General features: G+C 64.7%; 16 protein-coding genes and 1 pseudogene. 8 read left to right on the top strand and 9 right to left on the bottom strand.

The genetic code is table 11. The features are described 5' to 3' along the window. Window positions 1-115: 115 nt before the first annotated feature. Window positions 116-433, bottom strand: a complete 318-nt coding sequence (locus ACX80J_RS14720; protein ID WP_459348274.1) for a hypothetical protein — start codon at window positions 431-433, stop codon at window positions 116-118. A gap of 405 nt (window positions 434-838) precedes the next feature. Here ACX80J_RS14720 and ACX80J_RS14715 point away from each other — a divergent pair, with 405 nt between their 5' ends. From ACX80J_RS14715 to ACX80J_RS14700, 4 genes and pseudogenes are all read left to right on the top strand, one after another. Further along, on the top strand, window positions 839-1,450 hold the full coding sequence (locus ACX80J_RS14715) for a COG4315 family predicted lipoprotein (RefSeq protein ID WP_459348273.1): 612 nt from the start codon (window positions 839-841) through the stop codon (window positions 1,448-1,450). Window positions 1,451-1,723: 273 nt separating this feature from the next. Continuing rightward, window positions 1,724-2,146 (top strand): cupredoxin domain-containing protein, encoded by a 423-nt coding sequence (locus ACX80J_RS14710; RefSeq protein ID WP_459348272.1) that lies wholly within the window; start codon window positions 1,724-1,726, stop codon window positions 2,144-2,146. Further along, window positions 2,143-2,628, top strand: a complete 486-nt coding sequence (locus ACX80J_RS14705) for a hypothetical protein (RefSeq protein WP_459348271.1) — start codon at window positions 2,143-2,145, stop codon at window positions 2,626-2,628. The genes ACX80J_RS14710 and ACX80J_RS14705 overlap by 4 nt, the downstream gene beginning before the upstream one ends. A gap of 205 nt (window positions 2,629-2,833) precedes the next feature. Continuing rightward, window positions 2,834-3,311 (top strand): annotated as a pseudogene (locus ACX80J_RS14700) (helix-turn-helix transcriptional regulator); the annotation flags it as partial. A gap of 51 nt (window positions 3,312-3,362) precedes the next feature. Here the strand turns inward: ACX80J_RS14700 and ACX80J_RS14695 are convergent. After that, window positions 3,363-4,256 carry a helix-turn-helix transcriptional regulator gene (locus ACX80J_RS14695; protein WP_459348270.1) on the bottom strand — a complete coding sequence of 298 codons (894 nt, stop codon included), beginning with the start codon at window positions 4,254-4,256 and terminating at the stop codon, window positions 3,363-3,365. Between the two features lie 133 nt (window positions 4,257-4,389). Between ACX80J_RS14695 and ACX80J_RS14690 the strand changes: the two genes are divergently transcribed. Together ACX80J_RS14690 and ACX80J_RS14685 are read left to right on the top strand one after the other, a co-directional pair. Then, window positions 4,390-5,565: a PQQ-dependent sugar dehydrogenase gene (locus tag ACX80J_RS14690; RefSeq protein WP_459348269.1), complete on the top strand. Its 1,176-nt coding sequence runs from the start codon at window positions 4,390-4,392 to the stop codon at window positions 5,563-5,565. Between the two features lie 65 nt (window positions 5,566-5,630). Further along, window positions 5,631-6,842: an MFS transporter gene (locus ACX80J_RS14685; RefSeq protein ID WP_459348268.1), complete on the top strand. Its 1,212-nt coding sequence runs from the start codon at window positions 5,631-5,633 to the stop codon at window positions 6,840-6,842. Here the strand turns inward: ACX80J_RS14685 and ACX80J_RS14680 are convergent. The 3 genes from ACX80J_RS14680 to ACX80J_RS14670 all read right to left on the bottom strand — a co-directional run bounded on the left by ACX80J_RS14680 (window position 6,806) and on the right by ACX80J_RS14670 (window position 9,742). Further along, complete coding sequence (locus ACX80J_RS14680) at window positions 6,806-7,285, bottom strand: hypothetical protein (protein ID WP_459348267.1); 480 nt, start codon at window positions 7,283-7,285, stop codon at window positions 6,806-6,808. The two genes, ACX80J_RS14685 and ACX80J_RS14680, sit on opposite strands and share 37 nt — an antisense overlap. After that, a complete protein-coding gene (locus ACX80J_RS14675) occupies window positions 7,231-8,397 on the bottom strand; it encodes an MFS transporter (RefSeq protein ID WP_459348266.1) in 1,167 nt (388 codons plus the stop codon). The genes ACX80J_RS14680 and ACX80J_RS14675 overlap by 55 nt, the downstream gene beginning before the upstream one ends. A 226-nt stretch (window positions 8,398-8,623) precedes the next feature. Next, entirely contained in the window at window positions 8,624-9,742 is a 1,119-nt protein-coding gene (locus tag ACX80J_RS14670; protein WP_459348279.1) for an ATP-binding protein, read from the bottom strand. An 896-nt stretch (window positions 9,743-10,638) separates the two neighbouring features. Between ACX80J_RS14670 and ACX80J_RS14665 the strand changes: the two genes are divergently transcribed. Next, complete coding sequence (locus ACX80J_RS14665) at window positions 10,639-11,079, top strand: hypothetical protein (protein ID WP_459344387.1); 441 nt, start codon at window positions 10,639-10,641, stop codon at window positions 11,077-11,079. A 100-nt stretch (window positions 11,080-11,179) separates the two neighbouring features. Here the strand turns inward: ACX80J_RS14665 and ACX80J_RS14660 are convergent, their stop codons facing one another. Further along, entirely contained in the window at window positions 11,180-11,740 is a 561-nt protein-coding gene (locus ACX80J_RS14660; protein ID WP_459348265.1) for a hypothetical protein, read from the bottom strand. A 140-nt stretch (window positions 11,741-11,880) separates the two neighbouring features. On the opposite strand from ACX80J_RS14660, the gene ACX80J_RS14655 reads away from it, so the two are divergent. Then, window positions 11,881-12,084, top strand: coding sequence for a hypothetical protein (locus ACX80J_RS14655; protein ID WP_459348264.1), 204 nt, complete (start codon window positions 11,881-11,883; stop codon window positions 12,082-12,084). Between the two features lie 76 nt (window positions 12,085-12,160). On the opposite strand, the gene ACX80J_RS14650 is transcribed toward ACX80J_RS14655, so the two are convergent. The 3 genes from ACX80J_RS14650 to ACX80J_RS14640 all read right to left on the bottom strand — a co-directional run bounded on the left by ACX80J_RS14650 (window position 12,161) and on the right by ACX80J_RS14640 (window position 13,338). Then, window positions 12,161-12,418 carry a ParB family protein gene (locus ACX80J_RS14650; RefSeq protein ID WP_459348263.1) on the bottom strand — a complete coding sequence of 86 codons (258 nt, stop codon included), beginning with the start codon at window positions 12,416-12,418 and terminating at the stop codon, window positions 12,161-12,163. 3 nt (window positions 12,419-12,421) lie between these two features. Next, complete coding sequence (locus tag ACX80J_RS14645; RefSeq protein ID WP_459348262.1) at window positions 12,422-12,586, bottom strand: hypothetical protein; 165 nt, start codon at window positions 12,584-12,586, stop codon at window positions 12,422-12,424. 293 nt (window positions 12,587-12,879) lie between these two features. Continuing rightward, window positions 12,880-13,338 carry a hypothetical protein gene (locus ACX80J_RS14640; protein ID WP_459348261.1) on the bottom strand — a complete coding sequence of 153 codons (459 nt, stop codon included), beginning with the start codon at window positions 13,336-13,338 and terminating at the stop codon, window positions 12,880-12,882. Window positions 13,339-13,434: the final 96 nt, after the last annotated feature.

The following is a 13,434-nucleotide window of genomic DNA, read 5'->3' as shown; positions in this document are numbered from 1 at the left end:
TGTCACCGGGCCGTCAGTGTCACCGGGCCGTCAGTGTCACCGGGCCGTCAGTGTCACCGGGCCGTCAGTGTCACCGGGCCGTCAGTGTCACCGGGCCGTCAGTGTCACCGGTGCATCAACGGGTTGTCAGGTGCTGGCGGACGTTGTCATTGCTGGCCGAGTTGATGAACACAGCCAGCGTCCTCGCTTCGGTCGGGGTCAGAAAGACGTCGAAGGACTTGATCTGGCCCGCCACTTGAAGGGTGAGAGTGAAGCCTTCAGCACCTACGCTCGGGCGGGCAGACCAGCTCTCCAGGACCGGCGTGATGTCCTGGCCCAAATGGACCGAGTGCCCTTCGATGCACCACGGGGAACCGGCATCGATCAACGCTTTGTGGTCCTCGCAGACGTAGGCCTCCCGATAACCACCATGCAGGCCCTGACTACCCACCACGAAGGCGGCACCGGGATTTGTGCACCGAAGCACCGGACAAGGAAGCATGCCCTCGACGGTACTCAGCGGATATTGGGAAAACCCTGCGTGCCCATCAGCAGGAAGCCATGTACGAGCGAGACAGATCCCACCCGGTGAGCGGGCGGTCGCAAAGCTCGAGCCGGTGGAGCGTCGAGCCCGCACGCGGTGACCCCAGCGAGGCGCATGTCGGGAGGCGCCGGAAGCGAGGGGGGAGTGTAGGGCAGCAGCACCGTCTTCGGGCCCGGACGAACTGCTGTGTATTCCCTGGACAGAGCTTCCGAAGGTTTATCCAAGAAGTGGGATGCAGTCTTCTCCTCAGGGGTGGCAGTACGTCTGTCCCGCCGGGCCCGGCCCCCTGCCGGGACAATCAGGAGGATCGAAACCATGGGTAAGAAACTTTCCACTTCATTGGCCGGAGTCGCACTGACCGTACTGGCGCTGACAGGGTGTTCCGGGTCCGGGCAGGAGGCCGCCGAGACCGTAGCGGCCGAGGCTTCCGAAGCGCCGGCAGAGACGACGGCGGCAGCCGAAGCCACACCCACAGCCGAAGCCACACCGACAGCTGAGACCACACCGACAGCCGAGGCGAGCGGTGCGGCCAGTGGGGACGCCACTCCGGAGGCCAGTGCGCCTGCGGCGGCCGGTCCGACCACGCTGGGTGTGGCGACGAGTGACCTGGGCGAGATCGTGGTCGATGCCAAGGGCATGACGGTCTACTACTTCACCAAGGACGTTGCCGATTCGGGGGTCAGTGCCTGTACGGACGATTGCCTCGTGGCCTGGCCGCCGGTGATCAGCGGAACCGAGACCCCGGAGGTGGAAGGTGTCACCGGTGAGGTCGGCACGATCGAGACCCCCGAGGGTGAACTGCAGATGACCATCAACGGGATGCCGATCTACTACTTCAACAAGGACCTGGCCGCCGGTGACGTCAACGGGCAGGCCGTCGGCGATGTCTGGTACGTGGTGGCTCCCGACGGGACGATGATCCAGTGAAGTCCGTCGCCCGTCTTTCGAGGCGGTGACGCACATTCGCAGCCGCGAGGGGAAGTCGTCGACAGTCCGTGCGTTTCAGGTGGTGGTTCGTGCAGGCGTGGATCGCAAGCACCTGTCCCACCGGAGCGTACTGGAGTTTCCGACGACTTCTCCCGGCCCGGCCCCGTGCACCCTGAACGAGTGCCATCGTCGATGGCAGGGCCACCCACCAAGCCACCTGCCTGACAACTCACCCCGCCGCTCACCGACTCATCACTCCCGGGAAGAATCGCCATGAAGATACGTTACGGAATATCAGTTCTGATGTTCGCCGCGGCCATTACGGGCACCACCGCCTGCGGCTCCGATACCGAGCCCAGCACGGCTGGGGCGACCAGTGCAGCTACGGCACCCGCATCAGCGGCGGCCACCGCCGGCGCCGGGACGTCGACGGAAGCTGCGCCGGCGGAAGAAGCGACGATCACCATCGCGGACTTCGAATACGTGATGCCTGCGACCATCGCACCCGGCGCGACGGTGACGGTGATCAATGAGGACGACGCTCCGCATACGGTGACGGCCAAGGACGAGGGCGGGTTCGACGTCGACGTTTCCGGCGGTGAGACAGTGACGTTCACCGCACCGGATGAAGCAGGCGAGTACGCCGTCATCTGCACCTATCACCCCGCGATGTCCGGAACCCTGGTCGTCGGATGAGCACGTCAGGAGCCGCTGCCGGCAACAGGAAAGCTCAACCTCCACCGAGACAGGGTCCCGACGCCGGGGGAGAGGCGCGCAATCGACTGCTGATGATCGCCCTGCGGGTCCTGGTTGCAGTGGGTCTGATCGTCAGTGCGGTTATCCACTTCCAGCTTGCCCCAGGGTTTCAGCAGGCCGCACCGACCGGAATCGGCGGGGGCAACCTCTTCCGGATCCAGGCGGTCGTTGCGGTCCTCGCTGCGGCGTATGTCCTCATCAGGGGCAGTCGAGCCGCCTACGCGCTCGCCGCCGTCGTGGCGTTGTCTGCTCTGGCAGCGGTGGTTCTGTATCGATATGTGCAGGTGCCGGCGATCGGGCCCATCCCGTCCATGTATGAGCCGGTCTGGTACGCGAAGAAGACTCTGACGGCAGTGGCAGAAGCCGTAGCCGGGACCCTTGCAGTCGCCGGATATGTCCTCCTGCACCGGAGGACCCGGTGAGCAGCTGGATGGTGGCCAGGTTCTGCTCCTCGCCTGCACTTCCGTCGGCACCGGCGATGAAACGCCTGGGCAACTCGTCGGAGAGCGTCACGAGCGCCTGGCCTAGCTTTCGCTGGTCCCCGCCCTGCTGACCAGCGCGGGTGGCTGATGATTCCGGCTTACTCCCGCGCAGGTGAGCTTGCCGGACTTCGGGGGTCGCCGCCGTATGCCCGGCCTGCGGCGGGAGGAGGTTGCGCTGGTGGCCGGGATGAGCCCCGAGTACTACAGACGGCTCGAGCGGGGTAATGCAGCGGGCGTCTCGGAAGCCGTCATCGACGGAATCAGCCGCGCCCTACACCTCGATGACGCCGAGCACGCACACCTGCATGCCCTTGTCCGCGCGGCAACTGCAGGGGCCCACCCGCAGCAACGACCCCGCTCGACGAAAAAGTCACGGCTCACACCGGGCCTGCAACAGACCATCGATGCGATGCCCACAGTGCCCGTCTTCGTCCAGAACGCGCGGCTCGATGCCGTCGCGACCAACGCTCTGGGGCGCGCTGCTCTCCGACATGCTCGACGACGCCGAGCCTCCGGTGAACGCCGCCCGATTCATCCTCCTCGACCCCCGTGCGCAGACGTTTTACCGGAGGTGGGAAGCACAGACCCGTCAGATCGTCGCCGTGCTCCGGGCTGAAGCCGGCCGATCACCCTACGGCACCTGCTGCGGACACCATGCCGAGCCCCACAGCCGATCATTCTCTGAGCTGTGCACCTGGAATTGTTCGCGGGGACCGGTGCTCCGCAGCCCAGGAGGCGAGCAGTCGAAGCCGCTCCGCCGACGGCGACCCGGGTTCGGCGGTGTAGATCAGAAAGACCAGCCCGGGCTCGGCCGTGGGCAGCAACTCCTCGTAGGCCAGGCTGAGTTCGCCGACCACGGGGTGGTGGAACCGCTTGGTGCCGGCTCCGTGCTGCCGCACGTCGTGGGCGCCCCATAGCGTGCGGAACGTGTCGCTGCGGGTGGAGAGTTCCCCCACGAGCTCCTGGAGGGCGCGGTTGCGGGGGTCCCGCCCTGCTTCTGCCCGCATGATCGCCACGCACATCTCGGCGAACGTCTCCCAGTCTGGGTAGAAGTCGCGGGAAGCCGGATCCAGGAACTGGAAGCGCGCGAGATTCGGTGTTCTGCCGCCGTTGCCGATCAGCGGCGAGTAGAAGGCGCGGCCGAGGGCGTTCGTGGCGAGGAGGTCCTGGCTCTGGTTGCGGACGAACGCGATCCCGTCGGTGATCGCTTCGAGGGCCCAGAACAGGCTCGGCCGTGCCGGCGCCTTCCTGGGCGTTCTCTGCCGTGGGCGACCGGAAGCGGGTACGCCGTCCGCTGCCCGGGCGAGGTCGAACAGGTGGGTGCGCTCGGCGTCGTCGAGCTGCAACGCCCGCGCCAAGGCGTCCAGGACGGAGGACGATGCGCCGGCGATGGCCCCGCGCTCGAGCTTCGAGTAGTACTCGACGCTGACACCGGCCAGTGTCGCGACCTCGTTGCGGCGGAGCCCGGGCACACGACGGTTGAGGCCTGCGATCAGGCCTGCGTCCTGAGGGGTGACTTTTGCGCGCCGCGACATCAGAAAATCCCGGACTTCCGCTCGATTGTCCATGCGTCAAGCGTAGGTCGCCCCTCCCTGCGCGGGGGTGCCCTGCCAATACATCCCTTACCAGGGACTCCCTTGCGTGCGGAATCGGCGGTGAACTGGATACAGCAGCCGCACCACGAGGAGGACTATTGTGACCATGCGTTCCATACGCCGATCAGCCACGGTTGCGACCGTCAGCGTGGCGGTGTTGATCACCTCCTGCAGCGCGGCAACCGACGACGCCGGCCCTCGGGCCACCTCGCCGTCCGTCTCCTCGTCGTCGTCCCCGGCGAACAATGCGCCCTCGGGCACCACCGGCCCCTCGGATCCGAGCACGGGCGGGGCAACGGCATCACCGGGCCGACCGGTGCCGTCGGCCGAGCTCGTGACAGTCGCTTCGGGCTTACACGCTCCGTGGTCCGTGGCATTCTCCGAGGGGGCGACTCTCGTCAGCGAACGCGACAGCGCCCGGATCCTGCAAGTCCTCACCGACGGTTCGACCCGCGTCGCCGGAACCGTCGAAGGCGTCGCAGGCTCGGGGGAGGGCGGCCTGCTCGGCCTGGCCGTCGACGATCAGCAGAGGCTGTACGTCTACTCCACGGCAGCGGACGGAAATCGCATCCAGCGCTTCGCTCTCACCGGAAACCCGGACGCCGTGGAACTGGGGGAGGCGGAGACACTGCTGGAGGGCATTCCTTCGGCGAGCTATCACGACGGCGGTCGTCTGGCGTTCGGGCCCGACGGCATGCTGTACGCGACAACGGGCGACGCCGGCCGACGCGACGCCGCCCAGGACCGGTCCTCCCTCGCCGGGAAGATCCTCCGGATGACTCCTGATGGGCAGGTTCCGGCCGACAATCCGTTCCCCGGCTCGTTCACCTACAGCTACGGGCACCGCAACCCCCAGGGTCTGGCGTGGGCGGAGGACGGCACCATGTTCGCCACAGAATTCGGGCAGAACACCTGGGACGAGCTGAACATCATCACGCCCGGTACCAACTACGGCTGGCCCATGGTCGAAGGCATCACCGGGACCGAAGGATTCACAGATCCCGTCCAGCAGTGGGAGCCCGAAGCCGCCAGCCCCAGCGGCATGACGCGCCTCGACGACACGCTGTACATCGCCAACCTCCGCGGGCAGGTCCTACGCTCCGTGCCGGTAGCCGACCCTGAATCCTCCGCCGACTACTTCACGGGTGTCTACGGCCGACTCCGGGACGTCACCGCGGGCCCCGACGGCAGTTTATGGCTCCTGACCAGCAACACCGACGGCCGCGGGGAGCCCTCCGACTCGGACGACCGGCTCCTGCGCCTTCCTGTCGAAGCCTCCTGACACCACACCTCCTCCGCAGCAGGTTCTGACGCCGCTCCTGCACGCCGATTCCACGAAAGTTGTTCATGAATTCCACCAACGTCCTGACTGCTCCTGCGCAGCCCGATACACCGCAGCGACTGCCACTTCTGACCCTGATCGTGCTCGCCGTCATCGGGTTCGTCCTCGTGGCCATGGAGACGATGCCGGCCGGGCTGCTACCCGTCATCGCCTCCGGGATGGGCACCACCGAGGGCACGGTGGGTCTCTTCGTGAGCGCCTACGCCCTCGGCACGGTCATTGTGACCATGCCTGCGATCGCCCTGACGCGTGGACTGCGAAGGAAACCCCTGATCCTCGCGGCGATCGCGGGCCTGGTGCTGTCCAACACGGCCACGGCATTCTCCACCGACATCACCCTGTCCCTGGCCTCACGTTTCGTGGCCGGCGCGTTCTCCGGGGTCATCTGGGGCGTACTCGCCGCCTACGGGCGCCGCATCAGCCCTCCCCGCAATGCCGGCCTGTCCCTGGCCATCGTGTCTACAGGCGCTCCTGTGGGATTCGCCCTCGGAACGCCCCTCGGTTCATGGCTGGGCATGACCTTCGACTGGCGCTGGTCCTTCACCGGACTCAGCCTCGTCGCGGTCGTCGCCGCCGTTCTCATCGCAGTGCTCGCACCCGACGCCGGCGGCCAGGGCCGAGTGTCAGGAGGAACGCAGAAACTTCCCCTACGGCAGGTCTTCCGGATACCGGGCATCGCGGTCATCCTCGCCGTCATCGGAACCTGGATGCTCGCGCACAACACCCTCTACACGTACATGTCGCCCTACCTGCGGGCAACGAGCAGCACGCTGTCAGTCGACGTCCTCCTGCTCGTCTTCGGGATCGCGTCCATCGGCGGTGTCGTCCTGACCGGAGCCCTCCTGGACCGGTGGCCCCGCCCCCTCCTGCACACGAGCGTCGCCCTGTTCATCGCAGCGGCCGCACTCCTCGTGGTGGGAACGGGATCGACACCGGTCATCCTCATCGCCGCCGTGCTGTGGGGGCTCACCTTCGGAGGAGCTGCCGCTCAGCTGCAGGCCGCCCTGACGTCCGTCGGAGGTGAGAATGCCGACGTCGCGAACTCCTTCCTGCCCGTGGCCTTCAATGTCGCCATCTTCCTCGCAGGCATCCTCGGAGCGGGCCTCCTGACCCAGTTCGACGGTCTCGTCCTGCCCGTCAACATGATCATCTTCGGCTCGATCGCTTTCCTGCTGACCATCTACGGCCGCCGCTCGGCGTTCCACGCCCACCTCTGATCCGCCTGCAGCGCGGGAGACGCGGAACCGCACACGATCCGAGTGCGGGACTGCGAGTCAGGAGGCTTTGCTGCCCCCTGGGGGCGGGCGGTGACCAGAAGGGTGACGATGAGGGCGGCGACGGCGAGGATGACGGCTCCGCTGCTCAGGGCGGTGGTGTAGCCGTCGACGATGGCCTGGCTCGTGGTCGCAGCGATGGCCGTGTCGCCAGCTGAGCGTGCTTCGCGAAGGGCGGCGAGGGCGGTCGGGAATCGGCTTTCTGTGGTGGTGACGCTGATGGTGGACAGGGCGGCGATGCCAAGGGCGACGCCGATCTGCTGGGCTGCGTTGAGCAGTGCGGAGGCGATGCCGGAGTCTTCGGGGCGGATGCCGGTGAGGGCGGTGAGGGTCAGAGGAACGAAGCTGAGCCCGAAGCCGACGGCGACGGCGAAGATCCCGACCATGAGGTGCTGGACGTACCCGGAGTCAGGGGTGATGGTCGAGAGCCAGAGGATCGCGGCGGTGGAGGTGAGGATCCCGGCGACTGCGACGACGCGGGGAGCGAATTTGGCGACGAGTTTCGAGGCGATGCCGGCGGAGAGGATGATGCCGGCGCCGAAGGGCAGCCAGGCCAGCCCGGTCCGGACGGGGCCGTACTTGAGGATGTGCTGCATGTGGAGGTCAGCAGGTAGAAGGTGCCCATGGGCCCGAAGCTGACGAACAGCATGCCGAGGTAGGAGCCGGTCCGGTTGCGGTCGGCGAACAGGCGCAAGGGCAGCATCGGGTCCGCGCTGCGGGTTTCGATGGTGACGAACGCCGGTAGCAGGACGGCGGCGAGGGCGAAGACGATCAGTGTCGCCGGGACATCCCAGCCCTGCTCGCCTCCGTGGATGATGGCGAAGACCAGGGCCGCGATCCCACCGGTACCGGTGACCGCTCCAGGGACGTCCGGCCGGCCGGTGTGCCGGGGTGCGTCGACGAGGGTCCGGGTGCCGGCGAGCAGGGCGAGCCCGATGGGAAGGTTGATGAAGAACACCCACCGCCAGCCGAGCATCCCTGTCAGCACTCCGCCCAGCAGCAGCCCTACGGTCACCCCGAGGCCTGACATGGCCCCATACAGGGCAAGCGCCTTGTTTCGTGCCTCGCCGGCAGGGAACGTCGTGGAGATCAGGGCGAGTGCGTTCGGCGCGGTCAGGGCGGCGCCGAGTCCCTGGACCGCGCGGGCTGCGACCAGGACCGGGCCGGTCGGTGCGATCCCGGCGACAAGCGATGAGATCGTGAACAGGCCGATACCGATCTGCAGGATGCGCCGCCGGCCGAAGAGGTCTCCGAGCCTTCCCCCGAAGAGCAACAGACCACCGAACGCCAGGATGTAGGCGTTGATTACCCAGGGCAGGCTCGCGGAGGAGACCGCCAGCTCGTTCTGGATCGACGGCAGCGCGATGTTCGCGATCGAATCATCCAGCACCAGCATCAGCTGCGCGCCGGCAACCACCAGCAACGCCAGAGCAAGGCTCCTGCTCTTCGCAGCGGCAGGTCTGCCGGAAAGTCGGGAACCGAGTGGCTTCACGGGCATTGGATCTCCTCCAGGAATAGGTGGTCCATCCGGGTACCCGCTAGGGGTATCTCCGGATAGTTATACCCCTAGGGGGTATCAGAGGCAAGTCGAAAGAGCCCGGCGTGTTCGATCATGATGGGGGAGTAGCGAGAAGTCCGCGGCCGATGGTGATGCCGCGGTTCGTGGCCCGTCCTGAAATGCTTTCAGCATCCCACTGAGGGCGGAGCTGATGGTCGCCCGAGAGTCAGTCTTCCTGCTGTCTAAGGATGAAGCCGGACATACCCGGGACGGTGAAGGCGACTTGTCCGTACTTGGGGGAGTAGATGATGCCTTTATTGATCAGTTGCGCTCGAGCGGGGCCGAGAGCGGTTACTTTGACGCCGAGTCGTTCGGCAATCTGGCTGGTACTGGATCCGGCGTCACCATCATGAGCCATCGCTCGGAGATAGCCGCGTTCCTTGCGTGTTGCGCGTCCCCAGCGTGAGGAGAAGAAACCTGCGTCGAGTTGGCTCCGACCGATCGACACTGCTACTTCGGCGTCTTCCTCGGTGAACGGTGTGCTCGGAGCTGCGTCCCAGATCGCCTTGCCGAACTCCTGAATGAAGTAGGGGTATCGCCCGGAGGCATCAAGCAGGACGTCGAGAGCGTCCTGGGAATATTCCGCCCCCATCTCTTTGGCCGGCCGCGTCAGTGCATACTGCGCATCTGTGTCAGCGAGGGGGCCGATGGTGCGGTAGGTGAAGAGCCTTTCGGCGTAGGTCCGGGCTTCACTGAGGGTGGTAGGGAGATTGGGTAGGCCGGCGCCGACGATGTAGAACGGCCAGCCGCGTTGACCTGCTGCATGCTGGACGGTGATGAGGGCAGAGAGTAGTTCCTGGTCGAGGTCCTGCATCTCGTCGATGAAAATCGCGAAGGCTCTGTTGTCTGTCTTGAGGGCGAGTGAAACGTCCTCGACGAGCTCCTCGAGGTCGATGTCGATGGTGCCGGAGTTGGCTCGGTTGGAGCTCACGCTGATATCGGCTTTGATCCCGGGCACACCCAGGGCGAGGTTGAAGGACTGAATCGTCCCGAAAGCCTCCCGCAATCGGTCCTTGCCGGACGGCCCGTTGTATCGGCGTGCTGCTGAGGTGAGTTCCCGTGCAAACTTCTCCCGAACCTCTGTGAAGCCTTGTGCTTCCGGCTTGCCCTCGAGCCAGATGGTGAACCAGCCGTGGTTGTCCGCGTGGGACCTCAGGTAGTTGAGGAGGACGGTCTTGCCGACACCCCGAAGCCCGGACAGCACCATTCCACGGTTCGGCAGGTCCCGTTTCGTTCGCGCGACGATAAGGTCGAACGCGTCCATTTCCTGCTGCCGGCCTCCCATGACACGGGGCGGTAGTCCGGATCCGGGGTTATAGGGGTTCAGCTCCAAATGCATATAAGGAAATCTAGCCGCTTGTAAGGAAACTTCTAGAACTTGCTAGAACTTTGTAGTTCCGCGTGAGCGGCTGAGGGACGGTGAGCTGTCCGCGACGAACAGCACGTGTCCGATGCCGAGAACAGTCCTGTGCCCGCAGCCCTCATGGCGAAGCCGACATGGTGTCGTGGTCATCGCATCCAGGCCGACGCGGGATGCTTCGGTAGCTGAAGGCCAGGAAGTTCGGTGAGCGACAACAACTAGGAGGAAGAGTCCATTCGCCGTCGGTAATCCCATGCCCGACGACGGCTCTGGCTCCACTTCCTGAAACGCCGATAATCTACATTATGTCAGGTAGTGGTTCAGGAAAGGGCTGAATCCACTCCTATTCGGCGCTCTCTGATGCAATCTCGTCGAAGGCTGCAGCAAGTTCATCGGCGGCCAGCAGGGCTCGTCGTTCCGCGGCCGGCAGGGTTTCGTACGTGTACAATCCTGGGAAGCACTACAGGCGACATGCCCGCGGCCGACGGCCACGAGCTCCACCCCAGACAGCTCGTGACCATCAACAGAACCTCATGCCGTGCACCGCGACGCTGCTACACGTCACCACTGATATTCGCGAATTCAGCGCCAAGAACTAGTACCGGCTCAAGGTTTAATGCCACTGCAGAGATAACCGGGGTGACTACTCACAGAGGGTAACGAACTTGTCGCGATCCGTTGACATGGGCGAACAGTGGATTGATCCTATTGGGACGGTGGCAATTCCCGTCGTGTGAGCAACAACCGCACACTAGTCATCCCTGTGCTTCACCTCGGGTCATGCCGTCATTCATAACGGATTCAACGGTGAATCGAGGATCATGATGAACAAATGGCGACTCGCCTCAGCCCTTGCCATGACCGGTGCTATCACCTTCACCGGTGCGGTTCCAGCATCAGCATCAGCATCGACCGGCGCCTCTGTGTACAAACAGCTTGGATGCGTGGACTACGGCCATGTCGAGGTGTGTGGGACGATCCACTCCTCCATCACGGTCGTCAACACTCCATCCGGTCACGTAGTCATGCGCGGCAGCACCCGATACGACACGACGACGACCTTCGATGAGGGCTATTCCTACTCCACAACTGGCTCCATGCGGTCCCACCTGCTGCGGAAGGACGATCAGAACGCGGTTTACCACGATCAGTTGACCGAGACGCTCGTCGACCCGAACCTGGGTACCTGCACTGCAGTCATCGACGTGCACTACGCAGGCGGCGAGTTCCAATTCCAGCAACGCAGCTTCGAGTGCGTCTAAAGGACGGCCCGAGGGTCCGTCCAATGATCCGGTTCGTGCGTAATGCCCCGGCACCCCTGCATGGCCAGGGCATTCGCGTCGTTCTTTCTAGTGATCCTTTCTAGGGAAGGATGCAGCTCACGGAGCCGTGGTCGAACTTGGATTCGTCACGGATTGCGATGAAGTCCGTTTCGAAATTGCATTCCATGCCGTCCGGGAAGACCATTGTGCTCGCGCCCTTGAGCTTGATGACCTTTGCCTGGAAGTTGAGTCCATCTATGTACCATTCGAAGACGCTGACGGATGTATACGCGCTCTCCTCCGTGGTCGTCTGCCCCTGGTGAGTGGTCGTTGATGAGGACTGGATCCGGCCCTGCACGATGACCCTGCCCGAGGGTGTGTACACCTCAATGCTGCTTTGCGTCCCGGTCGTACAGGACACCAATCCGACTTCTTCGTCGATGATGCACCGATCGAAGGTGATGGTTTGCCTTCCCTGCGTGCTGGCGGCGTTTGCCGGGACTGCAGTCGAAGCCAGAAGTACAGCCGCGGCGCCCGCGCCGACAGCTACCTGACCCCAAAATGGTCGATACATTATTCCTCCCCGATTTTGTTGAAGACGGTCCAGACCGGACCGTTGGCGGAACAGTACGAGCCACGTGAAGTAGGCGTCAAGAACCAAAAGGGCGGATCCTACGGATGGTGCGGACGTTCTTAGGGGCGGGAACTAGGGAAGCATTTGGGCTGTCGCACGGTGGCATCTGAATGGTGCCCATGGCTCGCAGCAGTGGCTGCAAAGATGCTCGCCGTAGGGTGAGCTGCATGCGTGACATCGCCAATCTCCTCATGAAGCTCGCCCTCACCGTCGGCGTGCTGGTGGTCGCCAGGCTGGTCTTTGATCTGAGCACCGCCGGCGTGCTGGGTGGTGGCGCTGCGGGGTTGGTCTTAGCCACCGCACATTACGTCAGGGTGCGGAGGGAGAAGCGGGCAACCCTTCACGGTGCCGACGACCGACCGGAGGGTTAAAAGCTGGAAGCGGCAGCTGCACCACCAGCTCCCGCTTCCGTACTGCTTTTCTTGCGTTTCCCCGCAACGAGGAAATCTATGGGGCCCGGTTCTTCTCTTCCTCGAGAGTCCGTCGGCCGGGCCGGAGGGCTCCCGGTGCGACCGGTTCCCACTTCCTGCCGTTGTTGTGCTTGCGCTGCAGGCGCTTCACCTCGCGCATCACAGCTGCTTCGATCAAGTCTGTCACGGACCGGTACCCCCCGGCCTGTCCCGCGGCGAGGAACGCGGCCCGCACCTGGTCGGCGTCGGTCTGTGTGAAGTACGGCGTGAATGACGCCGGTTTGCGCTTGCTCACCTGCTACTCCTCGTCGTCGAAAGCTCCTGCTGACGGCGGTCTGAGGCCACCGCTGAGTTCGTCCGGCTCGCTCGTCTTGTAGATCCTGATGATGTCCTGCCAGCCCTCGGCATCCGCGGCCGGTGCAGTGGACAGCGGGTGCTCCCTGCGTCCGCAAGGAGCGCTCACTCCTGCGGTATCCCGTCCCCGTACAACGTCAACGGAGACGCTCATCCGCACCCGGCACACTCGGTCGCCTGACCACCTGGCCACGTGCTGGTCGATTCGCACCCATTCGCCCAGTCTCTCAGTCCCCTGCGTCAGTCACGGTGTCAGAGCCGTGTTCTACGCTTCGTAGTGGAGTCCTGTCCGGGGTGTCCGTCGTACTCGACCTACCGTGCACCCTGGGCAGGACTTCCTGCCGTCCTTTAGTACTGTCCGCAATACTGTCCGCCGGCGTACTGGTGTGCCGCGCAGCGGCTTTAGATGATGTTGCCGTCGGGCCAGTCGTAGAGTCGGGCGTGGCGGACGATGGAGGTCGGGGTGCCGTCCTCGGTGAACTCGAACCCTGAGTGTTCGTGGCTTCCGCCGGCATGAGCGATCGCTGCGAGGACGAGGGCCAGCACGTCACGGTCCAGGCGCGGGATGATGTCCCCGAGGTCGACCAGTGCTCCCCCATCACCGAGGGAAGCGACCAGCAGCATGAACCGGCGTTCACCTCCGGAGAGGCCTCCGAGGTTTTCCTCGATCGCTTCGAAGTCGACGTAGGGCCAGCGGCTGCCCATCCCGATCCACGGCTCCCCCGACCTGGCGAAACGACCGTCAAAGGCCCGGATCAGCAACTCCGTTGCCGCTTCGATCGTGTAGGTGCCTTTCGCCCAGGACCGCAGGCCGCAGTGATGCTCGTTCGTGAGCGCTTGCGCCTCGGGGCTGCTGCTCATGGATTTCTCTCTCCTACTGGGCGGTCTACGGGGCCGCTTGCTGTGACTGGTTGGTGTGACTGGTGGTGTGGTGCGTCGGTAGCCAGCGTAGAGCCA

It is taken from the genome of Arthrobacter rhamnosi, assembly GCF_054510975.1.
This window is presented reverse-complemented; position numbering and strand designations above follow the sequence as displayed.